Genomic DNA, 26,412 nt, shown 5'->3' on the forward strand with positions numbered 1-26,412 from the left:
ACCTGACGACCTTAACCGCCAGGCATAAGTAGCGGCAATGGCACAATTCTGGAACTTTGATTAAATCTCTACGTCATTTTTCAACACGCGTACCAGATACTGCCCTTCATCGGTAAGCTTCGCGCCATGAATATCTGTTTCAAAGCCCGGATAGTGTTTACCTATGGCACACAGCATCAGCAAAAAGTCGAGCACGGCACGGCTCTGTTCAGTGATCATCTCACCGGGCATCACCACCGGTACGCCTGGCGGATAAGGCAGGATCATATTGGCCGAGACGCGCCCCACCAGTTCACTGATATCCACCGTTTCGATATTGCCTTTTACCTGCTGCTGGAACATATGATGCGGCGTCAGCTTCATCTCTGGCAGTGTGGCAAAGGCCTGTAACATCAGGCGCGGTAAATCGTGTTGGCGGATCAGCGTGTGGATCCCCCGGGCCAGATCCTGAATACGCATATTCCGGTAGAAATCAGGATCTTCTGCATAGAGATCCGGCAACATGTTTTTCACGCGAAGATTGAGGTCATAGGAGCGTTTAAACTCGGTCAGACCGCGCAGCACGCTCATCGCTTTGGTTTTATCAATACCGATGCTGAACAGGAACAGCAGGTTGTACGGCCCGGTTTTTTCCACCACTACGCCGCGCTCGTCGAGGAATTTCGCCACCAGCGCCGCCGGGATCCCCTCTTCTGCCATCTCGCCCAGCTCGCTCATCCCGGGTGTAAGGATGGTGACTTTGATCGGATCGAGGTACATATGATCCGCATCGGCATCACGGAAACCGTGCCACTCTTCCTCACCGGGCTGGATCGGCCAGCACTCCGGCTCATCCACGCCTTCCGGCTGCCAGATATCAAAGAACCAGCCTTCAGACTCTTCACGCAGGCGCTGAACTTCACGACGAAAATGCAGCGCCCGCTCTACCGAACGGTTGATTAAACGCTTACCCGGGTTACCGCGCAGCATAGCCGCCGCCGTTTCGATAGAAGCAACAATCGCATAGTTAGGTGAGGTGGTGGTGTGCATCATGTAGGCTTCATTAAAGGTCTGTTCGTCGTAGTCGCCTTTAATGTGGATCAGCGAGGCCTGCGAGAATGCAGCCAGCAGTTTATGCGTCGACTGGGTTTCGTAAATCACCTTACCCGGCGTGCGCTCCCCGCTCATGCCACTCAGCCCCTGATAAATTGGATGGAAGTTGGTATAGGGTACCCAGGCAGAATCAAAGTGAATTGATGGCACATCCAGCGTCTCTTTAATGTACTGCGTATTGTACAGCAGCCCGTCGTAGGTAGAGTTGGTGATCACCGCATGCACCGGCCAGCTGGCGCGAGGTGTTTGCGCCACTTTCAGCGCAATACTCTCTTTGGTGAACTCACGTTTCGGGATGCCGCCAAGAATACCCAGCGCATTACGAGTTGGCTTCAGCCAGATAGGAATAATATCGCTCATCATTAACAGGTGGGTGAGCGACTTATGGCAGTTACGATCTACCAGCATCGTACTGCCCGCCGGGGCAGCGTACATGCCGACAATTTTATTGGAGGTCGAGGTGCCATTGGTGACCATATAGCTCTGCTCGGCACCGAAAGTCCGCGCGACATACTCTTCGGCTTCCAGGTGTGGCCCGGTGTGATCAAGCAGCGAACCCAGTTCAGTGACGGAAATCGAGATATCCGCCTTCAGGGCATTGGCTCCGAAAAAATCATAAAACAGACTGCCGACCGGGCTTTTCTGGAATGCGGTTCCCGCCATATGTCCAGGCGTGCAGAAGGTGTATTTGCCCTCTTTCACATAGGTGAACAGCGCCTTCGTCAGGGGGGGCGTAATGGTATCAATATATTCATCGGTGTACTGACGTATGCGCTGGGCGATCTCATCGGCGGCGTTCAGGGCATATTCAAAGAACCAGATGGTCATGCGCATTTCATTAATGCTGACATCCATCGTTGAGTGCGTGTTGATAAAGGCATACAGCGGCAGATATTCGTTGAGCAGATTGATTTCACTGCATAGATCGAGGCTGTACTCATCCCAGTCAAACACGACACCACAGATACGTGGATTATGTTCAATCAGCTTCAGCAGGTCACTGGCGTCGTGCGGGTAGATCGTCTGAAAGCCCTGGCTTTTTAAAGTGATATCCAGCTCACGGATGGGTTCATCTTTGTAGAATGCGTTATGCGGTCCCATGATCGCGATAATATTCAATGTGGCCTCCTGGTCTGTTTGCTCCAGTGCGTAAGCATAGTGGACGCAAAACAAAAAGGGCCAGACAGTGTCTGACCCTTTGGGTAACGAAAGGTGAGCAATCAGGCGTAGCCGTAGCTCATCAGACGCTGATAGCGGCGATCCAACAGCTCTTCTTTAGAGAAAGTATCCAGATCGGCCAGATCGGCCAGCAGCTGGGCTTTCAATGATTCACCGATCGCCAGCGGATTGCGATGCGCGCCGCCCAGAGGTTCCGGGATCACGGTATCGATCAGCTTAAGTTCTTTCAGACGCGGTGCAATAATACCCATTGCTTCTGCGGCCAGAGGCGCTTTATCGGCGCTTTTCCACAGAATCGAGGCACAGCCTTCCGGCGAAATCACCGAATAGGTGCTGTACTGCAACATGTTAACTTTGTCGCCGACGCCAATAGCCAGTGCGCCACCAGAACCGCCTTCACCAATAACAGTGCAGATAACCGGCACCGTAAGGCCTGACATTTCGCGCAGGTTACGCGCGATAGCTTCAGACTGACCACGCTCTTCAGCACCAACGCCAGGGTAAGCACCCGGGGTATCGATAAAGGTGATGATCGGCATATTGAAACGTTCAGCCATCTCCATCAGGCGCAGCGCTTTACGGTAACCTTCCGGGGCTGGCATACCGAAGTTACGACGAATTTTCTCTTTGGTTTCACGCCCTTTCTGATGACCAATGATCATCACCGGACGGCCATCGAGACGTGCAATACCACCAACGATAGCTTTATCATCGGCATAGGCACGGTCGCCCGCCAGCTCGTCAAAGTCAGTAAATACATTGCGAACATAGTCCAGCGTATACGGGCGCAGCGGATGACGCGCAAGCTGCGCGATCTGCCAGGCACCTAAATCTGAGAAGATTTTACGGGTCAGCTCAACGCTTTTATCGCGCAGACGCTGAATCTCTTCATCCAGATTAATATCCAGTTTTTCATCCTGACGGCCAACCGACTTGAGCGAATCAATTTTCGCTTCAAGTTCAGCGATTGGCTGTTCGAAATCCAGGTAATTAAGACTCATAATAATCCTGTTTTAGTCAAACTCCAGTTCCACCTGCTCCGATCCTATCAACGATCGCAGATCGTTCAGCAAACGATCGCTCGGCGACACGCGCCAGGTTGCACCGAAGCGCAACTTCGCCCGCGCATCCTCTCTCTGATAGTAGAGATGTACCGGAATTGTCCCCGAACGATGGGGTTCCAGGGATTGACGGAGACGGTTCAAAAGCTGGTCATCAATTTGCCTGTCCGTCAGCGAGATAGCAAGCCCACGTGCATATTTTTCACGTGCTTCATCAATGTCCATCATATCGCGGGCCATCATTTTAAGCCCGCCGTTGAAGTCATCAAAGCTGACCTGCCCACTGACGATCAGGATACGGTCTTTCTCCAGCATATGCTGGAACTTGTCTAACGCATCTGTAAATAACATCACTTCCAGACGACCAGAGCGATCGTCCAGCGTGCAGATGCCAATACGGTTACCGCGTTTAGTTACCATGACGCGGGCCGCCACCACCAGACCGGCTGCGGTAGTCATTTTACCACGCTCGGTCGGGTGCATGTCTTTCAGGCGCAGTCCACCAACGTAGCGCTCAATCTCTTTCAAATACTGGTTGATCGGGTGGCCCGTTAAGTAAAGTCCTAACGTCTCCCTTTCGCCATCCAGCTGAATCTGTTCCGGCCAGGGTGTGACATCCGCATAGGACTTCTCCACCTGTTCAGGAGCTTCCGCCAGCACGCCAAACATATCGGCCTGGCCGATAGCTTCTGCTTTGGCATGCTGATCTGCCGCTTTCAGTGCGTCCGGCAAGGCGCTCATCAGCGCCGCACGGTGCGGGCCTAAGCGGTCAAATGCCCCGGACATAATCAATTTTTCCAGCACCCGCTTATTCAGCTTTTTGGTGTCGGTACGCGCGCAAAGGTCAAACAGCTCACGGAAATAGCCACCTTCGTTACGCGCGTCAATAATCGCTTCAATCGGGCCTTCGCCAACGCCTTTAATCGCGCCAATGCCGTAGACAATTTCCCCGGCCTCGTTAACGTGGAACTGATACTGCCCGGAGTTAATATCCGGTGGCAATACCTTCAGCCCCATGCGCCAGCACTCATCCACCAGGCCTACCACTTTCTCGGTGTTATCCATATCGGCAGTCATTACCGCCGCCATAAACTCAGCGGGATAGTGCGCTTTCAGCCACAGCGTCTGGTAAGAAACCAGCGCATAGGCTGCGGAGTGCGATTTGTTAAAACCATAACCGGCGAATTTTTCCACCAGGTCGAATATTTTAACTGCCAGTTCGCCGTCAATACCGCGGGATTTTGCCCCGTCTTCAAAACCGCCGCGCTGCTTGGCCATTTCGACCGGGTTCTTTTTACCCATTGCGCGACGCAGCATATCCGCGCCCCCCAGGCTGTATCCCGCCAGCACCTGGGCAATCTGCATGACCTGTTCCTGATAGAGGATAATGCCGTAGGTTGGCTCCAGCACCGGCTTCAGCGACTCATGCTGCCACTGAATATCCGGATAGGAGATCTCTTCACGTCCGTGTTTACGGTCAATAAAGTTGTCCACCATTCCGGACTGAAGCGGGCCTGGGCGGAACAGCGCCACCAGAGCGATCATATCCTCGAAGCAGTCGGGCTTCAGGCGCTTGATCAGGTCTTTCATGCCGCGTGATTCAAGCTGGAAGACCGCCGTGGTTTCCGAGCGTTGCAGCATATCGAAACTTTTTTTATCTTCAAGCGGAATCGCCGCGATATCGATCGGCGGCTCACCCTGCTTTTCGCGCCGGGCGTTAATCATCGCCAGCGCCCAGTCGATAATGGTCAGCGTGCGCAGACCCAGGAAGTCGAACTTCACCAGCCCGGCATATTCCACATCGTTCTTATCGAACTGAGTGACCGGATGGTTACCGTTTTCATCGCAGTACAGCGGCGCGAAATCGGTAATCTTGGTTGGCGCGATCACCACACCACCGGCATGTTTACCGGCGTTACGCGTGACGCCTTCCAAAATGCGCGCCATATCGATCAGCGCTTTAACCTCTTCATCTGCCTCATAAATTTCAGGCAACTGAGGTTCCGCCGCAAAGGCTTTCTCAAGCGTCATACCCGGGTCTGGCGGCACCAGTTTAGAGATGCGATCTACGAAACCGTACGGGTGCCCCAGCACGCGGCCAACGTCGCGGATTACCGCTTTCGCGGCCATCGTACCAAAGGTAATAATCTGTGAAACCGCCTGACGCCCGTACATTTCTGCTACGTGCTCAATCACCAGATCGCGCTTTTCCATACAGAAATCGACGTCGAAGTCAGGCATTGAGACACGTTCCGGGTTAAGGAAACGTTCGAACAGCAGGTCAAATGCCAGCGGGTCAAGATCGGTGATTTTTAGCGCATAAGCCACCAGTGAACCGGCACCGGAACCACGTCCTGGCCCTACCGGCACATCGTTATCTTTCGACCACTGAATAAACTCCATCACGATCAGGAAGTAACCAGGGAACCCCATCTGGTTAATTACCTTCAGCTCGATGTCCAGACGCTCGTCATATTCTGGACGGCGCTCGGCACGCACCTGTTCATCCGGGAAGAGAAATGCCAGACGCTCTTCCAGCCCCTCTTTTGATTTCACGACAAGGAAATCTTCCGTGGTCATGTCACCAGTCGGGAACTGGGGCAGGAAGTACTCACCCAGACGGATTGTCACGTTACAGCGGCGGGCGATTTCTACGCTGTTTTCCAGCGCTTCAGGGATGTCCGAGAACAGCTCGCACATCTCCTCTTCGCTGCGCATGTACTGCTGAGGGCTGTAATTACGCGGACGTTTTGGGTCATCGAGAGTGAAACCGTCATGGATCGCAACACGGATTTCATGGGCATCAAATTCAGTTTCCTTCAGGAAACAGACTTCGTTAGTAGCCACCACCGGAATACTGTTCGCGATAGCCAATTCAACCGCCGCGTGCAGCCAGGTCTCTTCATCCTGACGGCCAGTGCGGATCAGTTCAAGATAGTAGCGATCGGGAAAATGGTGCTGATAAAACGCCAGGCACTCTGCGACCAGCGCATTGTTCCCACGCAACAGCATTTTACCGACATCGCCACGTCGTCCGCCGGACAGCAGGATAATTCCCTGCTGGTGTTCAACCAGCCAGTCCCGATCGATAGTCGGGCCTGCCGGGCCGTAGCCACGCTGATATGCGCGTGAAATCAGCAGGGTAAGGTTTTGATAACCATCGTTATCGGCGGCCAGCACGGTTATTTGCGACAGTTCATCGCCCATCGCCTCGCTGTTAACATTGAAATCAGCGCCGATAATCGGCTTCATGCCTTGACTGTGAGCAGTGCCGTAAAACTTCACCAACCCGCAAAGGTTAGTGAAGTCAGTAATCGCAATAGCAGGCATCCCCATTTTTGCCGCGTTTTTCACCAACGGGCCAGTTTTGGCTAGCCCATCGATCATGGAGTAGTCGCTGTGGACGCGTAAATGAATAAAACGAGGTTCGGCCATCGGTGATCCTGTTAAAACGGAGGAAGAAGATTCTTACCCTGCAAACGTAAAACTGCACCCTGGTACAGTTTACGTCACGCTGTGTGAGTTATCGCGTACGGGTAACAACAGCGGCAACGTCAGCATCCATCAAGACATTGCGCACCGGGGCAAAACTGCGCCGGTGCTGCGCTGTTGCACCAAACTGAGCCAGCTTTTCCATATGCAATGCGGTCGGGTAACCTTTGTGTTGAGCAAAACCATATTCAGGATAGAGCAGATCCAGCTCGGCCATTTCACGGTCACGCGTCACCTTAGCAATAATCGAGGCAGCGCTGATCTCTCTCACCAGACTATCGCCTTTGACTACCGCCTGGCTTGGCATCGCCAACGCCGGACAACGATTGCCGTCAATCAGAACAAAGTCCGGCGTCAGGTGCAACCCTGCCACCGCGCGCTGCATCGCCAGCATAGTGGCGTGCAGAATGTTCAGCTGGTCAATCTCTTCTGGTTCGGCGCGGCCCAGGCTCCAGCTTAATGCCTTCTCTTTAATCTCGTCGTACAGCGCCAGCCGACGTTTTTCAGATAGTTTTTTCGAGTCAGCCAGGCCGATAATGGGTTGCGACGGATCGAGGATCACGGCGGCGGTCACCACCGCGCCAACTAATGGGCCACGGCCCACTTCATCAACACCCGCAATCAGCGCGGCATTGGGATAGATAAATTCACTCATGGACACAGCTCCAGTACAGCCGCCGCAGCCTGTTCGTCGGCGTTCCAGCGGATCTGGTGATGCAGTTCAGCAAATGTCGCCAGCAGTTTATCGCGGGTTTCACCCTGAGCCAGCAGCGGCTCTAACGCGGCGGCCAGCAGATCGGGCTGACATTCATCCTGAAGCAACTCTTTCACCAGCTCGCGGCCTGCCAGCAGATTCGGCAATGAGACATAGTCTGTTTTCACCAGGCGTTTCGCCAGCCAGAAGGTAAAGGGCTTCATACGATAACCCACAACCATTGGGCATTTGGCCAGCATACACTCGAGCGCAGCCGTGCCGGACGCCAGCAGTGCGGCATCGCTGGCGACCATGGCCTGACGTCCCTGACCATCAAGAAGATGCATGGTCAGATCTGGCGCGACCTGATTTTTGATGTTCTCAAACTGCTCGCGGCGACGCGGATTTACCAGCGGCACCACGATCTCCAGCGCCGGATATTTTGCCCGTAACAGCATCGCAGCTCGCAGGAAATCGCCACTCAGCATTTCCACTTCAGCCCCGCGGCTGCCGGGTAGCAGAGCCAGGCAGAGCGCATCGTCAGCAATACCCAGTTCGCGGCGAGCCGCCTGTTTATCCGGCTCAATTGGCATCGCATCGGCCATAGTATGACCAATAAAGCGGCATGGCACGTTAAAACGATCGTAGAACGCTTTTTCGAAAGGCAGAAATGCCAGCACCAGGTCAGTGGAGCGGCCAATCTTAAACACCCGTTTCTGACGCCACGCCCACACGGAAGGACTGACGTAATGAATGGTGCGAATGCCCTGCTGTTTCAGGCGTCCTTCCAGGGTGATATTGAAATCTGGCGCATCAATGCCGACAAAAACGTCAGGCTTTAGCGCAGTAAAGCGGCGGGTAAGATCGCGCCGGATATGCAGGAGGCGGCGTAAACGGCCAAGCACTTCAACAATGCCCATCACCGCCAGCTCTTCCATCTCATACCAGGCTTCACAGCCCTCAGCCTGCATTAGCGGGCCAGCAACGCCAACAAAGCGAGCGTCAGGGTGCTTTTCTTTCAGCGCACGGATGAGACCTGCACCAAGAATATCGCCGGAGGTTTCTCCGGCGACAAGGGCAATCGTTAAGGGATGCTTTGGCATGAGTTAACGAATTAAACCCCTTGTAGAGCGGGCAAAGAAGTCGTAAAACGGCTGAACCTCAGGATGCGCTTTCGCGATCTCAGCGATTTCAGGTTTCACTTCATCCAGCGTTTTCCCGCTGCGATACAGTAGTTTGTACGCCGCAGTAATAGCATGCAGAGCATCTTTGCTGAAACCACGACGTTTCAGGCCAACCAGGTTGATACCAAACGGTGTCGCATGGTTACCCTGAGCGATAACGTAAGGCGGCACATCCTGGGCAACGCCGGAGCAGCCGCCCACCATAACGTGAGCGCCGATAACACAGAACTGATGCACCGCCGTCATACCGCCAATAATCGCATAATCATCAACGGTTACATGACCAGCCAGGGTCGCATTATTCGCCAAAATGCAATGATTCCCCACTACACAGTCATGCGCTACGTGTGCATTAACCATCAGCAGATTGTCATCACCCACTTTCGTCAGACCATCAGACTGCGCCGTACCACGATGAATAGTAACGCTTTCACGGATGCGGTTTCGGTCACCGATCTCAACGCGTGTTGGTTCACCGGCGTATTTAAGATCCTGATTAGCTTCACCAATCGAAGCAAACTGATAGATGGTGTTGTCTTTACCAATAACGGTATGACCATTGACCACTACATGTGATTTCAGAACCGTGCCCTCACCAATCGAAACGTTCGCGCCAACAACGCAAAACGGGCCGATCTGGACACCAGCACCAATAATGGCGCCGTCTTCAACGATAGAGCTGGGATGTATTATGGCGGTGCTATCAATCACGTATTAAGCCTCCCGGCTGCGAGCACACATCATAGTTGCTTCGCAGACAATTTTACCGTCTACGGTGGCCACGCCTTTAAAGCGCGTCACACCACGGCGGGTTTTTTCGAAAGTGACTTCCATGATCATTTGGTCGCCTGGTACCACAGGGCGCTTGAAACGCGCGTCGTCGATACCGGCAAAATAATAGAGTTCGCCCGGTTCCAGTTTCCCAACGCTTTTAAACGCCAGAATCCCCGTTGCCTGTGCCATCGCTTCCAGAATCAGCACACCAGGGAAAATCGGTTTACCAGGGAAATGGCCCTGGAAAAACGGTTCGTTAACCGAGACATTTTTTACTGCACGCAGGAACTTGTGTTCTTCGAACTCGAGTACGCGATCTACCAGCAAAAATGGGTAACGGTGCGGTAAAAGTTCAATAATCTCTTCAATCTTCAGAGTATGAGTTTCAGTAGTCAAAATACTCTTCCTGTCCTAAAAATTCTGATGGCATCAATGACACGGCCCGCAACGATCATCCAATCGTCTGCAGGCCGCAAATTATATCTGTACGCAAAAGCTTTCGCATATTCTATTTATGAAAGCCGGACAGCGCGGTGACAGCGCTTAGTCTTTAGTGACCTTACGCTCGATGGCTTTTAAGCGTTTGCTTATTTCATCGATGTTCATCACCAGAGCTGCAGTTTTGCGCCAGGTTTTGTTGGGCTGCAGCGGAATCCCGGAGGAGTATACTCCAGGTTCAGTGATAGGTCTCATCACCATTCCCATCCCTGTGACGGTAACTTTGTCACAAATCTCCATATGACCATTAATCACGCTGGCCCCGCCAATCATGCAATAGCGGCCGATTTTCAGGCTGCCAGCCATGATTACGCCGCCTGCCACTGCGGTATTGTCGCCAATCACCACATTGTGTGCAATCTGGCACTGGTTATCTATGATAACACCATTCCCTATTTGGGTGTTATCCAGAGCACCGCGATCGATGGTGGTACAAGCACCAATCTCTACACGATCGCCGATAACAACCGTGCCTAACTGGGGGATCTTCACCCAATTGCCGCGATCGTTAGCGTAGCCGAAGCCATCAGCACCGATTACCGTACCGGACTGAATCAGGCAATCACAACCAATTTCGATTTCATGGTAGACAGAAACGTTTGCCCACAGGCGACTACCCGCGCCAATACGGGTCTTTTTACCTACAAAGCAACCCGGGCCGATAACAACATTATCGCCGAGTACAACATCAGATTCGATAACCGCATTGGCGCCGATTGAGACGTTATTGCCAAGCTGTGCGCTGGCATCAATAACGGCGCTGGGGGCGATATTTTTGGCAGGTTGCGGAGTCGTATCCAGCAGCTGTGCCATACGGGCGTAGGTCAGATACGGGTTTTTAACCACCAGCGCAGCGCCAGGGAAAAATTCCAGATCCGCTTCAGTGAGCACCACGGCTGAAGCCTGACAGGCTGCGAGCTGCTCGCGGTAACGGCTGTTTGAAAGAAACGTGATCTGACCGGATTGGGCGGATTGCATAGAAGCAACGCCGGAGATGACGATATCGCCATCTCCGTGCAATTCTGCATCCAACTGCTGGGCTAAATCAGCCAGTCGAATTGAAAACATGAATTATTTAACCTGTTTCAGAACATCAGCAGTGATGTCTTTAGATTTAGCAGCGTAAGCAACCGCGTTCTGATCGATTACAACATCGTAACCTTCGCTATCAGCCACTTTCTGTACAGCGTCCTGAATACGGCTCAGGATTTTGTTACGCTCTTCCATCTGGCGACGACGGTTATCCTGCTCGAATGCCTGCGCTTTAGTTGAGAACGCTTCACGTTGAGCCATCACGTCTTTTTCCATGCGGCTACGCTCGGTGGCCTTCATGGTAGAACCGTCACGCTGGAGACGCTGCATTTTAGTTTGCAGATCGCGCTCCATACCCTGCAACTCAGTTGCACGGCCTTTGAACTCGTTCTCCAATTGTTTCGCAACGGTAGCACGCGCTGGTAACTGTTGGAAAATGCTGGAAACGTTCACCACTGCAATTTTATCAGCAGCCTGAGCACCAGCGGAAACCGCCAGAGCAATACCCAGACCTGCGGCACACAACAACTTTTTCACTATAAAACTCCTTACCATCAACGTTTGTGTCACGGACACATGTGTTGCGCTTACCGTCTTTCTTACAAAACTAAGTAAGCGCGATACTCTCGTGCTGTGCTTCCGTGCAAGTCCGAATTACCAGGTTTTACCAATGTTAAATTGGAACTGTTCGGCCTTATCTCCATCATACTTTTTGAACGGCTGGGCGTATGAGAACACCAGCGGGCCAAGAGGCGACATCCACTGCAGTGCCAGACCGGCTGACATGCGGATATTACCCGGATCGCTGTAGTCAGGAATACCTGCGGCACGAGTGGCGGCAGTATTTTCCCATTTGGTGTCCCATACGGTACCAGCATCCACAAACAGGGATGTTCGTACGGAGTTAGCGTACTTCTCGCTCAAGAACGGCGTCGGAGTAATCAGCTCTGCGCTGGCAACAGCCATAGCGTTACCACCGATCGCATCATCGGAATTACAGACGCGGTTTACATCTGTACCAGAACAATCGGAAGACCCGTTATTCAGATAAGCAGCTTTAGGACCAATGTTATTGGAACGGAAGCCACGAACGGTGCTGGAACCACCGGCATAGAAGTTCTCATAGAACGGCATCTCTTTACCGCTCAGACCATCGCCATAACCAATACGGCCACGTCCCAGGAGCACCCAGGTGCGATCCTGGTTCAGCGGCACATACTGTTGAGTATCCACCGTTACCTTGTAGAAGGCGTTATCTGAGCCAGGAATGGTAATTTTACCATTCAGGTTGGAACGGTTACCTGCCGTTGGGAAGAAACCGCGGTCAAGGGTGTTATACGTCCAGCCATAGTTAAAGGTGAAGTCGTCTGCGGAGTAGTCTTCGTCGCCAGAAAGCGTCGGATTCTGCCCTACAGAACGCAGATAACGCCACATGGCAATCTGCGGCTGCATGTTAGACAGGCTGTTATGTACATAGCCCAGGCCAACACGCAGACTGTTGTTTTCATTAATCGGGAAGCCCAGCGTTCCGTCTACACCATAACTTTTGTTAGTGTAGTCAGACAGATCAGCATCGTCCGCTTTAAAGTCGTTATAGAAGACGCGACCACCCAGACTCACCCCATCAACCGTGAAATACGGGTCGGTCAGTGAGAATTCTGCGTAGGTCTGGTAGTCGTTTTTGGTACCGCTGATACCAACGGTGTTACCCGTACCCAGCCAGTTATCCTGAGTAACGCCAACCTGGAAACTGATGCCGCTCTCGGTGCCGTAACCAACGCCGAAGTTCAGCGTACCGGTGTTACGTTCTTTCACCTTGTATACCACGTCCACCTGGTCAGGTGAGCCTGGTACACGTTGAGTTTCGGTATCTACGGTTTCAAAGTAACCCAGACGGTTCAGACGCTCTTTGCCCTGCTCTACCAGGTCGCTGCCCAGCCAGGCCCCTTCCATCTGACGCATTTCGCGACGCAGAACGGAATCTTTTGAGGTGTCGTTACCTTCAAAGCGTACTTTACGCACATAGAAACGGTTGCCCGCATCTACATTGATATGCAGCTTAACGGTTTTGTTAGCATCATCGATTTCTGGCTGAGTCTGTACACGCGGGTAAGCGTAACCATAACGGCCCAGCAGTTTCTTGATGTCATCTTCAATACGCGTCACTTTCGAACCGTTATACAGTTCGCCCGGCGTGACTTTACTCAGGGTTTCGATTTCCGCTGAGTGTCCGGCCAGGTTACCGCTAACAGTTACGCCTGAAAGCTTGTACTGCTCGCCTTCATTGATGTTAACGGTAATATAAATACCTTTTTTGTCCGGCGTCAGGCTGACCTGAGTGGAGTCGATATTGAAACGAGCATAGCCGCGATCCAGATAGAAGCTACGCAGTGTTTCCAGATCGCCTGCCAGTTTCTGTTTCTGATATTTGCGATCGCCGACAACGTTCCACCATGGCACTTCATCACGCAGCTGGAAGCGAGAGATCAGTTCATCAGAGGTGTAAGCTTTATTACCTACGATGTTGATCTGCTGAATCTGAGCGGAAACGCCTTCAGTGAAGACCAGCTTCAGGTCAACACGGTTACGTGGCAGTGGCGTTACCACAGCTTTCACACTGGCGCTGTATTTACCAACGCTGTAATAGAAGTCTTCCAGCCCTTTCTCAATTGAGGAGATCGTGGTGCGATCCAGAGCTTCACCAACGCGCACACCTGATGCTTCAAGGTTCTGTTTAAGCATGTCCTCTTTCACCGCTTTGTTACCGGAGAAAGTGATGCTGGCAATGGTCGGACGCTCTTTCACCTGGACGATCAGCGTATTGCCGTCGCGCAGAACCTGAACGTCTTCGAAATTCCCGGTCGCAAACAGTGCACGAATAGTGTTACTGAGATCTTCATCGGAAACGGTATCTCCAACGCGGACTGGCATACTGAGCAATGCCGCACCGACGGCGACTCGCTGCAGGCCTTCAAAGTGAATATCATTCACTACGAATCCGTCTGCACCGTATACGGTAGCGCTGCTAAGCAGCAGCGACGCTATGAGCAACTTTTTCATCGCCATCGTTTTTATGCATTCTTCCTAACAGGTTCTCGTGCCATGAAAAGAAATAGCTGCGCGTCGAGCATAAGGCGTTGTAACTCTACTCAAATGCTTATTTACCCTGGTAAACTGCACTTTTTCGTAATCTTCCGCTTTGTCTGCTCTTAGCTTGCGAATTTCTGAATCACTATAGCCTTGAGAAATCATTGAATAGCGCAAGCCCCATTAACAGCACCAGCACAATCGAGCCGATACGATAACTGAAGTCCTGAACTCGCTCGGACACCTGCCCCCCTTTGATCTTCTCGATCAGCAGGAAAAGCAAATGGCCACCATCTAACACCGGCAATGGGAACAGATTGATAATCCCGAGGTTCACGCTAATCAGAGCGAGGAACATAAGGTAGTAAATCAAACCGTATTCCGCTGACATCCCAGCTCCCTGCGCGATCGAAATCGGCCCGCTGAGATTATTCAACTTCACATCACCAACAATCAATTTGCCCAGCATACTGACCGTAAGTTTCATCAGTTGCCACGTTTTCGCACTGGCTTCACCAATGGCGGCAAACGGGCCATACTGGCGCACCGTTCTGTACTCTTCAGGCAGAGGAATAATGCGCGGAATAACCCCGGCAAACCCTTGCGCCTTATTATCAGGATTGACGTCCGGCTTGAGAGTCAAATCGACTGTGCTGCCCTGACGTTCCACCTCAATTGCTATGTTTTTACCGGGACTGTCACGAACCGTGGCAACAAAATTCTGCCACTGTTCCAGAGGCTGGCCATCGACTTTAACGATCCTGTCGCCAGCTTGCAAACCCGCTCGACTTGCAGCGGAATTCTTTTGCACCTGTGCCAGTATCGATTCGATTTGTGGCCCACGCGGCTGTATCCCCAATGATGTCACCGGATCCTGCTTGTCTGGCTCAAACTGCCAGCCGCGCAGATTTACCTTCATATCACTGGTTTTTTCAGTGCCGAATGGAGCTACGGTAAAAGTGGTGCTTTCATCACCAATCTTCGCAACCAGTGCCATACGCACAGCATCCCAATCAGGCGTTTCGATACCGTCAACGGCTTTAAGTTCCGTACCAGGGGTAATTTGCGCTTCAGCGGCAGGCGATCCGCTTACTATTTCGCCAATAACGGGACGAACGCCAGGCACACCGATGATAAACACCAGCCAGTAAGCGAAGATAGCAAAGATGAAATTAGCGATTGGACCGGCACTAATGATGGCGGTACGCTGGAGAATAGTTTTGTTATTGAAGGACTGATGGCGAAGTTCAGGTGGCACGCTTTCCACACGCTCATCAAGCATCTTAACGTAGCCACCTAACGGGATCAGCGCAATAACGTACTCTGTGCCCTGCTTGTCACGGCGTCGCCATAACGCCTTGCCAAAACCAATAGAGAAACGCTCTACTTTCACGCCACAGCGCCTGGCCACCCAAAAATGGCCAAATTCATGCACGGTGATTAAAATCCCCAGGGCAAGAACAAAAGCAGCAAAACTCCAGAGTACGCTCAACATAATGTTTCCCTACAGCGTCCCAAAGACCAGCAGCAACAGGCAGGCAAATACCGGCACAGCCGCTGTGAGGCTATCAATACGGTCAAGAATACCGCCATGACCCGGAATCAGATTACCACTGTCTTTAATGCCCGCTTCACGCTTAAACATGCTTTCGGTTAAATCACCGAGCACTGAAGCCAGCGCAGCGGTAATCGAGCAGATCAGTAAGGTCAGCAGCGGCACTTGCAGCGGAGCAAATACGCTGAACAGCCACGAAAGAAGGGCTGAGGTAACCAGTCCGCCAAAAAATCCTTCCCACGTTTTGCCTGGCGATACCTTCGGTGCCAGCTTATGCTTGCCAAATAGCTTGCCAAACATATAAGCACCAGAGTCGGCTCCCCAAACGAGGAACATCACATACAGCAGCCACCAGGCGCCAGCATAATGATCGGCTTCATAGTGGTACTGGCGCAGGGCCAGCATCCCCCAGAAGAACGGGACGATAGTGAGCAGGCCGAACACCAGCCGCAGCGGACGGGAATTGCGCCAGAACGCGGCAGAGCCTGGATAGGAAAGCACCAGCAACAGCGCCACCACCCACCACCCGAGCGCGACCCAAAGGGCACCACCGATTTGTGGCAGATGCACAGAGTGCTGATAAGCAGGAAGCGTGAAAAGCATAAATGCCAGCAACAGGCCGCACAGCAGTGCGAGCCAGATGCGCTGGGAACGGGCAGCAAAGCCCGCAAACTGGCCCCATTCCCATGCGGCCAGCATGCAGATCACTAAAATAGTGATGGCAAACCCTAACGGCGGCAGCAAAAACAGCGCTGCAATGACGATGGGAATTAATATAAACGCGGTAATCAGGCGAGATTTTAACAAAGATTACCCCCAGTGCGCTTATGCGCCGCCGGGTGCTGCGCCGCCAAACCGACGCTCTCGTTGTGCAAACGCATTCAGTGCACCTTCAAAAACTTGTTCATCAAAATCAGGCCAAAGAGTTTCGGTAAACCAGAACTCCGCATAGGCAACTTGCCACAGCAGGAAATTACTAATCCGATGCTCTCCCCCGGTCCTTATTACCAGATCCACAGGTGCCAGTTCATTGAGGCAAAGATACGGGCTAAGGGTCTCTTCTTCAATCTGATCCGGACGAAGAAGTCCTTCCTGTACTCGCTCTGCTATTTTTCTGACCCCGTGGATAATATCCCAACGTCCGCCATAATTCGCGGCAATGTTGAGTGTTAGTCCATTATTTTGTTGAGTAAGTTCCTCAGCACGTCGAATGCGCTCTTGCAGGCGGGCGTTGAACCGACTGATATCACCGATAATTTTCAACCGGACATTATGTTTATGCAGGCTTTTAACTTCGCTATCGAGTGCCCAGACGAACAACTCCATCAGCGCCAGAACTTCCTGCTGAGGGCGATTCCAGTTTTCACTACTGAAGGCATAAAGCGTGAGCGCATCCAGCTTATTGCTGACCGCGAAGCTCACCGCACGGCGCACGGATTTCACTCCCGCTTTATGACCAGAAATACGCAGCTTGCCCTGGTTTTTTGCCCAGCGGCCGTTGCCATCCATAATGATGGCCACATGGCGGGGGCCTGCCCCCTGCGGGTCATCGGTTTGTAATTGATTTTCGGACGACATAACGCGTAACTATTTCCTTATTCAGAAATATACCCTTCATTATCGAAGCTGCCGCTGAGTTGGCTGTGTGCCTCCACTCCGCCCACTTAATAATATAAGTTTCCAGAGGATCAGACACTCGCCGCCTTGCTGCAACTCCACTGATTTGGGTATGCATCGGCTTCTGAAATATCTCACCTGCCCGGCGCAAAAACAGTGCAATTGCGCGAAGTTATCCGCCAAATCACATCGTGATACCGAAACAGTGGGGCAAGACTATACCACCTCCGTACAGCGCTCACAAATAGCGACGCGTTAAATTGCGCTGACCCGACCAGCAGAAAAACGTGGCAGTAAAGCAGTCGCTGTAGCGCGGGCTTCCTGGTCAATAGCGATGACCGCTTCAACACTTGAAGGCTCCTGGCACGTCAACGATTCCAGAACTGCAACATTCAACGCAGCAATGTCGGTAAAGCGGATTTCAGACGCAAGAAAAGCGGCAACCGCAATTTCATTAGCTGCATTCAGCGTGGTGGTCGCCGCCTGCCCCGTGATACTGGCATCGATAGCCAGTTTGAGGCAGGGATAGCGGGCGTAATCAGGTTCAGCAAAGGTCAGCGCCGACATGCGGGTGAAATCAAGTGGTTGGGCACCTGAGTTTACGCGCTGCGGCCAGGCCATCGCGTGAGCTATTGGCGTACGCATATCCGGCGATCCAAGCTGGGCAATAACGCTGCCATCCCGATAACGTACCATCGAATGAATAACAGACTGCGGATGCAGAACAACTTCCATCTGCGCATCGGTTGCATTAAACAACCAGCGGGCTTCGATATATTCCAGGCCTTTATTCATCATGGTGGCCGAGTCGACGGAGATTTTTCGCCCCATCGACCAGTTCGGATGCGCGCACGCCTGGTCGGGCGTCATATGGCGTAATTCTGCCAGCGGCGTCTCACGAAACGGGCCACCTGACCCCGTGAGGATAATGCTGTTAATGCCATTATCTTCCAGAGAAGCGTACCCTAACTGCTGCTGGAGGGAAGCAGGCAAACTCTGAAAAATGGCATTGTGCTCACTGTCGATAGGCAACAGCTGTGCTTTGGAGGCGCTTACCGCATCCAGAAAAAGGCGACCGCAGGTAACAAGCGACTCTTTATTCGCCAGTAACACCTGCTTTCCGGCACGAATTGCGGCCAGGGTAGGTAATAATCCTGCTGCACCAACAATAGCGGCCATTACCTGGTCGACGCCATCAAGTGCGGCGAGATCGCAGGCGGCCTGCTCTCCACTTAATACTTCGGTGTCTACATTCAGATCTTTCAGACGAAGCCGCAGTGCTTCCGCTGCTTTATCATCCGACATCGCGGCATATTCCGGGCGAAATGCCAGACATTGTTCGGCCATCAGTTCAACATTACGCCCGGCAACCAGTGCCTTAACGGCAAACAGGTGGGGGTTAGCACTTACCACGGACAGCGTGCTGGTACCGATTGAACCGGTCGAACCGAGGATCGTCAAATGTTTCATGAGGCTGCTCTGTGTAGTGACCCGATGCAGGCGAAATTCAGGAAAGGGAAACATGCCCACCGGGGTAGTTAACAAATGCAAAACGCCGCCAGAGCGGCCCTTCGTGCGAACGGCAATCTGTGCGGCGTTTCATTGGGTGATGACGAACTCAGAAGTCCATCAGCTCCGCTTCTTTTTCTGCCAGGCCGACATCAATTTTCTTGATAAACACGTCGGTCATTTTCTGAATCTCTTCCTGTGAACGACGATCGTCGTCTTCACTGATCTCTTTATCTTTCAGCAGCGCTTTTACTTTGTCGTTTGCATCACGACGTACGTTGCGCACAGAGACACGACCCTGCTCGGCTTCACCGCGCACGATTTTGATCAGGTCTTTACGACGCTCTTCAGTCAGTGCTGGCAACGGTACGCGAATATCGGTACCCGCTGACATTGGGTTCAGACCCAGGTCAGAGGCCATGATCGCTTTTTCCACAGCAGCACTAATTGAACGGTCGAAAACGTTGATTTTCAGCGTACGGGAGTCTTCTACCGTGACGCTGGCCAACTGACGCAGCGGAGTCGCAGAGCCGTAATAATCAACCATGATACCGTCGAGAATGCTTGGCGAAGCGCGACCGGTGCGAATTTTGCTGATATGGTTTTTGAATGCCTCAACGCATTTATCCATGCGTGTTTCTGCATCTTTCTTGATGTCGTTAATCACGTGGGAACCCTTGGATTCTGTTTGATCCACCGACTTCAGGCGCTGCCTGAAGCCGTTCGAATGCATATAAAGATAATCCTGATACGGATTAATACTCCGGGTAATTATACCTTACTTTGACCACAGACTGATATTAATGCGTGATCAGTGTGCCTTCTTTTTCACCCATCACCACGCGACGCAGTGCGCCAGGCTTGTTCATATTGAACACGCGAATCGGCAATGAGTGGTCACGAGCCAGGGTAAATGCCGCCAGATCCATGACTTTCAGCTCTTTATCCAGCACTTCAGTATAGGTCAGCTGATCGTGCAGGACGGCATCCGGGTTCTTCACCGGGTCGGAAGAGTAAACGCCGTCAACTTTAGTCGCTTTCAGCACGACATCGGCTTCAATTTCAATCCCACGCAGGCAGGCTGCGGAGTCAGTGGTGAAGAACGGGTTGCCGGTACCAGCGGAGAAAATCACTACGCGGTTATTACGCAGCAGGCTGATAGCTTCTGCCCAGCTGTAGTTGTCACACACGCCGTTCAGTGGAATTGCAGACATCAGGCGGGCGTTAACATAGGCACGGTGCAAAGCATCACGCATTGCCAGGCCATTCATCACTGTTGCCAGCATACCCATATGGTCGCCAACAACACGGTTCATCCCTGCCTGGGCCAGACCTGCACCACGGAACAGATTACCACCACCGATAACCACACCTACCTGAATGCCCAGCTCTACCAGCTCTTTCACTTCCTGAGCCATACGATCCAGCACGCTGGCATCGATACCGAAGCCTTCAGCGCCTTGCAGGGCTTCGCCACTCAGTTTCAGCAGGATACGTTGATATACGGGTTTTGCATTGGTCGCCATGGTTTTTTTCCTGGAAGATATCGTCGAAAAGGGGTGTTAACTGTGTGCGGTATCATCCTAAAAGCATCGGAGAATTACTATTGGGATGAGACTGAAAATGCGCTGCTAAATGCAGGCAAAAAAGAACCGCCATCTGGCGGTTCTTTTCGGAACATTAAGACTGTTTGGACATCGCTGCGACTTCTGCCGCAAAGTCTGTCTCAGCTTTCTCAATGCCTTCGCCCACTTCAAAGCGGATGAAGTTGGTCACGTCTGCATTTTTCTCTTTCAGCAACTGGCCCACAGTTTTGCTTGGGTCGATGACGAAAGGCTGACCGGTCAGAGAAACTTCGCCGGTGAATTTCTTCATGCGGCCTTCAACCATTTTCTCTGCGATTTCTTTTGGCTTGCCAGACTGCATAGCGATGTCCAGCTGAACCTGGTACTCTTTCTCTACCACTTCAGCAGACACATCTTCAGGCTTAACGAATTCTGGCTTGCTAGCAGCAACGTGCATTGCCAGCTGCTTAACCAGCTCTTCGTCAGCGCCTTTAGCAGCGATCAGAACACCGATGCGCGCACCGTGCAGGTATGAACCCAGCACTTCGCCTTCCAGAGAAGATACGCGACGAATGTTGATGTTCTCACCGATCTTAGCAACCAGCGCAACGCGCTCTTCTTCGAACTGGGCTTTCAGCACTTCAACGTCAGTGATTTTGCCTGCAAAAGCAGCATCCAGCACTTTGTCAGCGAATGCCTGGAAACCAGCATCTTTAGCAACGAAGTCGGTCTGGCAGTTAACTTCCAGAATCACACCGTAGCTGCCTTCGATCTTGGTTTTGATCACGCCATCAGCAGCAACGTTGCCTGCTTTCTTAGCGGCTTTGATCGCGCCAGATTTACGCATGTTCTCGATCGCCAGCTCGATGTCGCCATTGGCTTCGGTCAGTGCTTTTTTACAATCCATCATGCCAGCGCCAGTGCGCTCGCGCAGTTCTTTTACCAGAGCAGCGGTAATATCAGCCATTCTCTAATCCTCGGTTAGCGTGCATCTGTCAGCTGGCCAGTGATGGCGTTCGCTACAGATGCCTGGTCTCGGGAGAAACATTCTGCCCCGCCGAATTTTCCTTCATCTTTCCAGCCGCAGATGCGTTGGCTGTCTTCGGTCCTCCCAGTCACCTACTGATGTAAGCCTCTGGACTGCCCTCAGTTGCCGCCTTACTGCAACGTGAAATCTATCGGATTAATATGACAATCGGCAAAGCGAAGTCGAAAAAATAAAGGGGCCAATCAAGGCCCCTTCCTTACAGATTCACATCTGATGTACAAGGGCTCTGTTAAGAGCAAGCCTTATTACTCAGCTTCAGCGAAGGTTTCTTCAGCCTGCTGAGCCAGATCCTGAGAGCGACCTTCACGTACAGTGGTAGCCACTGCAGTCAGGTACAGGCTAACAGCACGGATTGCATCGTCATTACCTGGGATAATGAAGTCAACGCCGTCTGGATCAGAGTTGGTATCAACGATAGAAAACACTGGGATACCCAGGTTGTTTGCTTCTTTGATAGCGATGTGTTCGTGATCTGCATCAACAACAAACAGTGCGTCTGGCAGGCCGCCCATGTCTTTGATCCCGCCCAGGCTGTTTTCCAGCTTGGCCAGTTCACGAGCGCGCATCAGAGCTTCTTTCTTGGTCAGTTTGTCGAAAGTGCCATCCTGAGACTGAATTTCCAGATCTTTCAGTCGTTTGATTGACTGACGAACAGTTTTCCAGTTAGTCAGCATACCACCCAACCAGCGGTGATTAACGAAGAACTGGTCGCAGCTCAGAGCGTGCTCTTTTACCGCTTCGCTTGCAGCGCGCTTAGTACCAACGAACAGGATCTTACCTTTACGGGAAGAGATCTTGCTCAACTCAGCCAGAGCTTCGTTGAACATTGGTACAGTCTTCTCAAGGTTGATGATGTGAACTTTGTTACGAGCGCCGAAGATGAATGGCTTCATTTTCGGGTTCCAGTAACGGGTCTGGTGACCGAAGTGTACACCGGCCTTGAGCATGTCGCGCATGGAAACAGTTGCCATGATTACCTCTATAGATATAGTTTGGGGTTAAGCCTCCACGTATCCCATACAACCGACCTATCGGCTCTTTCGAACCAGCAAGGCACCCCGGCGTAGGTGTCGATACGTGTGTGTTATTTACACATAGTGAGATTTATGCGTTTCTCTGGCCTCAGTGAAACTCCACCAGACAGAGAATCGTCGGCGCGCTTTATACCATAATTCATGGGTTGAAGCCAACCAGTAGTTGCTTTATCCGCCGAAATTGACCGATCCGCCTATCTACCGCAGCTTACGCCACAAACTACAATTGGCAGCGTCCTGGGGGACTGCTACCATTGCAGCACTATTTTTATTATTGTCGAAAATGACGACAAATGCGGATCTGATGAATGGCTATTTCAATTAAAACCCCAGAAGAGATCGAAAAAATGCGCGTGGCTGGCCGCCTCGCCGCCGAAGTGCTTGAGATGATTGAAGAGCACGTTAAACCTGGCGTCAGCACCGGCGAGCTTGATCGTCTGTGCCACGATCATATTGTGAACAAACAGCACGCCGTTTCTGCCAGCCTTGGCTACCACGGCTTCCCTAAGTCTGTGTGCATTTCAGTGAATGAAGTGGTGTGTCACGGCATTCCGAGCGATGAAAAAATCCTTAAAGATGGCGATATCGTCAATATTGATGTCACCGTTATTAAAGATGAGTATCACGGCGATACCTCCACCATGTTTATCGTCGGCAAACCGACCATTCAGGGCGAGCGCCTGTGCCGCGTCACTCAGGAGAGCCTCTATCTTGCTCTGCGTCTGGTGAAACCAGGAATCCGTCTGCGCACCCTGGGCCGTGAGATCCAGAAATTCGTAGAGGCGCAGGATTTCTCGGTCGTGCGTGAATACTGCGGTCACGGCATCGGTAAAGGCTTCCATGAAGAACCACAGGTACTGCACTACGATGCTGATGACGGCGGCGTAGTATTGCAGGCTGGTATGGCTTTCACCATTGAACCTATGGTCAATGCCGGTGATTACCGCATTCGCAGCATGAAAGATGGCTGGACGGTAAAAACTAAAGATCGCAGCTTGTCCGCTCAGTACGAACACACTATTGTGGTGACAGAAAACGGCTGCGAAATTATGACGCTGCGCAAAGACGACACTATCCCGGCCATTCTGGTTGCAGAATAGTACGTGCGTAGCAGCTGACCTTCTTTTCGGTCAGCCTTCAGAACATTAAGCCGGCGCCCGCCGGCTTTTTTATGCGTGCAGCACGCGATCCACATTGGGGCGGTGAAATGAATAAAGACGTACCTGAAGCCAGCATCCTGAAAAAACTCACTAAGGCCCCGCGCCGCTGGGAAGATGCAGAGCTGAATCGCGATACGCTCAGGCATCATCTGGACGTTTTCCAGCAGCATCTCGCCGCCGCTTTTGACGCCGGACAGGACGTCGAGAGCCTGATCGACGCCCGTACGCTGTTTATTGACCGCCTGCTTCGACGCCTCTGGCGCTTCTTTGGCTTTCCGGAAAAAGAGGGTATTGCTCTGGTGGCGGTCGGCGGCTATGGGCGTGGCGAACTGCACCCGCTGTCGGATATCGATGTGCTTATCCTTAGCAGAAAACCCCTCTCTGACGAAGATGCCCGCCGCACCAGCGAACTGCTCACCCTGATGTGGGATCTTAAACTGGAAGTCGGCCACAGCGTACGTACGCTGGAAGAGTGCCTGCTTGAAGGTCTGTCCGATCTCACCATCTCAACCAACCTGATTGAATCGCGCATGCTTACCGGCGATCTGCCGCTGTTTCTTGAGATGCAAAAAAACGTCTTCAGCGATGGATTCTGGCCATCAGACCGTTTCTTCGCCGCTAAAATAGACGAACAGCAGGTACGTCACCAGCGCTATCACGGCACCAGCTATAACCTTGAGCCGGACATTAAAAGCAGCCCCGGCGGCCTGCGCGATATTCACACTCTGCTGTGGGTGGCCCGCCGTCACTTCGGCGCAACTTCGCTGGATGAGATGGTCGGCTTTGGCTTCCTGACCGAAGCCGAGCGTAACGAGCTGAACGAGTGCCAGAGCTTCCTGTGGCGCATCCGCTTTGCCCTGCATCTGACGCTGCCACGCTACGATAATCGCCTGCTGTTCGATCGCCAGCTCAATGTTGCCCAGCGCCTGAACTATCAGGGCGAAGGTAATGAGCCTGTGGAACGCATGATGAAGGATTTTTTCCGCGTCACGCGCCGCGTTGGTGAGCTTAATCAGATGCTGTTGCAGCTATTTGATGAGGCGATACTGGCCCTGCCCACCGATGAAAAACCTCGTCCGATGGATGATGAATTTCAGCTACGCGGCACGCTGATAGATCTGCGCGATGAAACGCTGTTTGCGCGCCAGCCGGAATCCATCATGCGCATGTTTTACACGATGGTGCGTACGCCAAAAATTACCGGTATCTACTCCACTACCCTGCGGCACCTGCGCCATGCGCGCCGCAATCTCAAACAACCGCTGTGTACCATTCCAGAGGCCAGGGAACTGTTTCTGTCGATTCTGCGCCATCCGGGTGCCGTCAGCCGGGCTTTGGTACCGATGCACCGTCACAGCGTGCTATGGGCTTATATGCCGCAGTGGAGCAATATCGTCGGCCAGATGCAGTTTGACCTGTTCCATGCCTACACCGTCGATGAACACACCATTCGTGTGCTGCAAAAGCTGGAGAGCTTTGCTGACGAGCGCACCCGCCCGCAACATCCGCTGTGCGTGGAACTATGGCCGCGCCTGCCGCAGCTGGAACTGCTGCTGATGGCGGCACTGTTCCACGATATCGCCAAAGGGCGCGGCGGCGACCACTCGATTCTTGGTGCGCAGGATGCACTGGAGTTTGCCGAAATGCACGGCCTGAACTCGCGTGAGACGCAGCTGGTTGCCTGGCTGGTGCGTCATCATCTGCTGATGTCGGTAACCGCACAGCGCCGTGACATTCAGGATCCCACCGAGATCCAGCAGTTTGCTGAAGTGATGCAGAACGAAAATCGTCTGCGTTATCTGGTTTGCCTCACCGTGGCCGATATCTGTGCCACCAACGAAACGCTATGGAACAGCTGGAAGCAGAGTCTGTTACGCGAGCTGTTCTTCGCCACCGAGAAACAGCTGCGTCGGGGCATGGAAAACAGCCCGGATCTGCGCGAACGCGTACGTCATCACCGGCTACAGGCGCTGGCGCTGCTGCGAATGGACAATATCGACGAAGAAGCGCTGCACAGTATCTGGAGCCGCTGCCGCGCCGACTACTTCCTGCGCCACACGCCGAACCAGCTGGCCTGGCATGCGCGTCACCTGATGAACCATGACCTTACCCAGCCGCTGATCCTCGTCAGCCCACAGGCAACGCGCGGCGGCACAGAGATTTTTATCTGGAGCCCCGATCGCCCGTATCTGTTTGCTGCCGTGGCTGGTGAGCTGGATCGACGCAATCTCAGCGTACACGATGCGCAAATCTTCACCAGCCGGGATGGCATGGCAATGGATACGTTTATTGTACTGGAACCAGACGGTAGCCCGCTGGCGACAGATCGCCACGAGGTAACGCGTCAGGCGCTGGAACAGGCAATCTGCCAGACCACCTGGCAGCCACCGCGTACCCGCCGTCAGTCCGCCCGTCTGAAGCACTTTAATGTGGATACTGCGGTAAACTTCTTACCCACACATACTGACAGGCGAACTTATCTGGAATTAGTGGCGCTCGATCAGCCGGGATTACTGGCTCGCGTTGGCGAGGTTTTTGCCGATCTGAACGTCTCTCTGCACGGCGCGCGCATCAGTACTATTGGCGAACGCGTAGAGGATTTATTTATTCTCGCCAACAGTGAACGTCGGGCATTAGACGCAGATTTACGTGAACGGCTGCAACAACGGTTGACAGAGGCCCTTAATCCAAACGATAAAGTGTGATCCAGATTTACTTTTATAACTGAAGAAGTGACACAGGCTTTATTGTCGCAGACAGTTTGAGTGCGGACAGCGAACAGCCACCGGAGCGTACTACAGTACGTAAGGATGGCGAGCACTGCCCAGGCT

20 protein-coding genes are annotated in these 26,412 nt (G+C 52.6%); 2 read left to right on the forward strand and 18 right to left on the reverse strand.

Going from position 1 to position 26,412, the window contains the following annotated elements; genetic code table 11:
• Nucleotides 1–60: 60 nt before the first annotated feature.
• The 18 genes from GN242_RS17040 to rpsB form a co-directional block, all read right to left on the reverse strand.
• Nucleotides 61–2,211 carry a lysine decarboxylase LdcC gene (locus GN242_RS17040; RefSeq protein WP_156287889.1) on the reverse strand — a complete coding sequence of 717 codons (2,151 nt, stop codon included), beginning with the start codon at nt 2,209–2,211 and terminating at the stop codon, nt 61–63.
• A 101-nt stretch (nt 2,212–2,312) separates the two neighbouring features.
• Nucleotides 2,313–3,272 carry an acetyl-CoA carboxylase carboxyl transferase subunit alpha gene (accA, locus tag GN242_RS17045; RefSeq protein WP_154752582.1) on the reverse strand — a complete coding sequence of 320 codons (960 nt, stop codon included), beginning with the start codon at nt 3,270–3,272 and terminating at the stop codon, nt 2,313–2,315.
• Nucleotides 3,273–3,284: 12 nt separating this feature from the next.
• On the reverse strand, nt 3,285–6,767 hold the full coding sequence (gene dnaE / locus GN242_RS17050) for a DNA polymerase III subunit alpha (protein WP_154752583.1): 3,483 nt from the start codon (nt 6,765–6,767) through the stop codon (nt 3,285–3,287).
• Nucleotides 6,768–6,855: 88 nt separating this feature from the next.
• Entirely contained in the window at nt 6,856–7,479 is a 624-nt protein-coding gene (rnhB, locus tag GN242_RS17055; RefSeq protein ID WP_154752584.1) for a ribonuclease HII, read from the reverse strand.
• Nucleotides 7,476–8,621, reverse strand: a complete 1,146-nt coding sequence (lpxB, locus tag GN242_RS17060) for a lipid-A-disaccharide synthase (RefSeq protein WP_154752585.1) — start codon at nt 8,619–8,621, stop codon at nt 7,476–7,478. The genes rnhB and lpxB overlap by 4 nt, the downstream gene beginning before the upstream one ends.
• Before the next feature lie 3 nt (nt 8,622–8,624).
• Nucleotides 8,625–9,413: an acyl-ACP--UDP-N-acetylglucosamine O-acyltransferase gene (gene lpxA / locus GN242_RS17065; RefSeq protein ID WP_156287890.1), complete on the reverse strand. Its 789-nt coding sequence runs from the start codon at nt 9,411–9,413 to the stop codon at nt 8,625–8,627.
• A gap of 3 nt (nt 9,414–9,416) precedes the next feature.
• Nucleotides 9,417–9,872, reverse strand: a complete 456-nt coding sequence (fabZ, locus tag GN242_RS17070; protein WP_133842187.1) for a 3-hydroxyacyl-ACP dehydratase FabZ — start codon at nt 9,870–9,872, stop codon at nt 9,417–9,419.
• 147 nt (nt 9,873–10,019) lie between these two features.
• Nucleotides 10,020–11,042 carry a UDP-3-O-(3-hydroxymyristoyl)glucosamine N-acyltransferase gene (lpxD, locus tag GN242_RS17075; protein WP_154752586.1) on the reverse strand — a complete coding sequence of 341 codons (1,023 nt, stop codon included), beginning with the start codon at nt 11,040–11,042 and terminating at the stop codon, nt 10,020–10,022.
• A gap of 3 nt (nt 11,043–11,045) precedes the next feature.
• Nucleotides 11,046–11,543 carry a molecular chaperone Skp gene (skp, locus tag GN242_RS17080; RefSeq protein ID WP_156287891.1) on the reverse strand — a complete coding sequence of 166 codons (498 nt, stop codon included), beginning with the start codon at nt 11,541–11,543 and terminating at the stop codon, nt 11,046–11,048.
• A 117-nt stretch (nt 11,544–11,660) separates the two neighbouring features.
• Nucleotides 11,661–14,072, reverse strand: coding sequence for an outer membrane protein assembly factor BamA (gene bamA, locus GN242_RS17085; RefSeq protein ID WP_154752588.1), 2,412 nt, complete (start codon nt 14,070–14,072; stop codon nt 11,661–11,663).
• Nucleotides 14,073–14,238: 166 nt separating this feature from the next.
• Nucleotides 14,239–15,588, reverse strand: coding sequence for a sigma E protease regulator RseP (gene rseP / locus GN242_RS17090; RefSeq protein WP_154752589.1), 1,350 nt, complete (start codon nt 15,586–15,588; stop codon nt 14,239–14,241).
• A gap of 9 nt (nt 15,589–15,597) precedes the next feature.
• Nucleotides 15,598–16,455, reverse strand: coding sequence for a phosphatidate cytidylyltransferase (gene cdsA / locus GN242_RS17095; protein ID WP_154752590.1), 858 nt, complete (start codon nt 16,453–16,455; stop codon nt 15,598–15,600).
• An 18-nt stretch (nt 16,456–16,473) separates the two neighbouring features.
• The gene (ispU, locus tag GN242_RS17100) at nt 16,474–17,226 is read right to left on the reverse strand and encodes a (2E,6E)-farnesyl-diphosphate-specific ditrans,polycis-undecaprenyl-diphosphate synthase (RefSeq protein ID WP_154752591.1); all 753 of its coding nucleotides are present in this window, start codon (nt 17,224–17,226) and stop codon (nt 16,474–16,476) included.
• A 294-nt stretch (nt 17,227–17,520) separates the two neighbouring features.
• A complete protein-coding gene (gene ispC, locus GN242_RS17105; RefSeq protein ID WP_154752592.1) occupies nt 17,521–18,735 on the reverse strand; it encodes a 1-deoxy-D-xylulose-5-phosphate reductoisomerase in 1,215 nt (404 codons plus the stop codon).
• A gap of 148 nt (nt 18,736–18,883) precedes the next feature.
• Entirely contained in the window at nt 18,884–19,441 is a 558-nt protein-coding gene (gene frr / locus GN242_RS17110) for a ribosome recycling factor (RefSeq protein ID WP_156287892.1), read from the reverse strand.
• 133 nt (nt 19,442–19,574) lie between these two features.
• Nucleotides 19,575–20,300, reverse strand: coding sequence for a UMP kinase (gene pyrH / locus GN242_RS17115; RefSeq protein ID WP_062747112.1), 726 nt, complete (start codon nt 20,298–20,300; stop codon nt 19,575–19,577).
• A 154-nt stretch (nt 20,301–20,454) separates the two neighbouring features.
• Entirely contained in the window at nt 20,455–21,306 is an 852-nt protein-coding gene (gene tsf / locus GN242_RS17120) for a translation elongation factor Ts (protein ID WP_154752594.1), read from the reverse strand.
• A 326-nt stretch (nt 21,307–21,632) separates the two neighbouring features.
• On the reverse strand, nt 21,633–22,358 hold the full coding sequence (gene rpsB, locus GN242_RS17125) for a 30S ribosomal protein S2 (protein WP_062747118.1): 726 nt from the start codon (nt 22,356–22,358) through the stop codon (nt 21,633–21,635).
• Nucleotides 22,359–22,729: 371 nt separating this feature from the next.
• Between rpsB and map the strand changes: the two genes are divergently transcribed.
• Together map and glnD are read left to right on the forward strand one after the other, a co-directional pair.
• Nucleotides 22,730–23,521 (forward strand): type I methionyl aminopeptidase, encoded by a 792-nt coding sequence (map, locus tag GN242_RS17130; protein WP_154752595.1) that lies wholly within the window; start codon nt 22,730–22,732, stop codon nt 23,519–23,521.
• Nucleotides 23,522–23,628: 107 nt separating this feature from the next.
• Nucleotides 23,629–26,286, forward strand: a complete 2,658-nt coding sequence (gene glnD, locus GN242_RS17135; RefSeq protein ID WP_154752596.1) for a bifunctional uridylyltransferase/uridylyl-removing protein GlnD — start codon at nt 23,629–23,631, stop codon at nt 26,284–26,286.
• Nucleotides 26,287–26,412 lie beyond the last annotated feature (126 nt).

The organism is Erwinia sorbitola, assembly GCF_009738185.1.
In the GTDB taxonomy this organism is placed as follows: Bacteria; Pseudomonadota; Gammaproteobacteria; order Enterobacterales; family Enterobacteriaceae; genus Erwinia; species Erwinia sorbitola.

Bases quoted from the DNA above. Each gene is read 5' to 3' on its own strand.
- accA (WP_154752582.1), bottom strand. From the start codon at position 3,272: ATGAGTCTTAATTACCTGGATTTCGAACAGCCAATCGCTGAACTTGAA.
- dnaE (WP_154752583.1), bottom strand. From the start codon at position 6,767: ATGGCCGAACCTCGTTTTATTCATTTACGCGTCCACAGCGACTACTCC.
- rnhB (WP_154752584.1), bottom strand. From the start codon at position 7,479: ATGAGTGAATTTATCTATCCCAATGCCGCGCTGATTGCGGGTGTTGAT.
- lpxB (WP_154752585.1), bottom strand. From the start codon at position 8,621: ATGCCAAAGCATCCCTTAACGATTGCCCTTGTCGCCGGAGAAACCTCC.
- lpxD (WP_154752586.1), bottom strand. From the start codon at position 11,042: ATGTTTTCAATTCGACTGGCTGATTTAGCCCAGCAGTTGGATGCAGAA.
- bamA (WP_154752588.1), bottom strand. From the start codon at position 14,072: ATGGCGATGAAAAAGTTGCTCATAGCGTCGCTGCTGCTTAGCAGCGCT.
- rseP (WP_154752589.1), bottom strand. From the start codon at position 15,588: ATGTTGAGCGTACTCTGGAGTTTTGCTGCTTTTGTTCTTGCCCTGGGG.
- ispU (WP_154752591.1), bottom strand. From the start codon at position 17,226: ATGTCGTCCGAAAATCAATTACAAACCGATGACCCGCAGGGGGCAGGC.
- ispC (WP_154752592.1), bottom strand. From the start codon at position 18,735: ATGAAACATTTGACGATCCTCGGTTCGACCGGTTCAATCGGTACCAGC.
- pyrH (WP_062747112.1), bottom strand. From the start codon at position 20,300: ATGGCGACCAATGCAAAACCCGTATATCAACGTATCCTGCTGAAACTG.
- tsf (WP_154752594.1), bottom strand. From the start codon at position 21,306: ATGGCTGATATTACCGCTGCTCTGGTAAAAGAACTGCGCGAGCGCACT.
- rpsB (WP_062747118.1), bottom strand. From the start codon at position 22,358: ATGGCAACTGTTTCCATGCGCGACATGCTCAAGGCCGGTGTACACTTC.
- map (WP_154752595.1), top strand. From the start codon at position 22,730: ATGGCTATTTCAATTAAAACCCCAGAAGAGATCGAAAAAATGCGCGTG.
- glnD (WP_154752596.1), top strand. From the start codon at position 23,629: ATGAATAAAGACGTACCTGAAGCCAGCATCCTGAAAAAACTCACTAAG.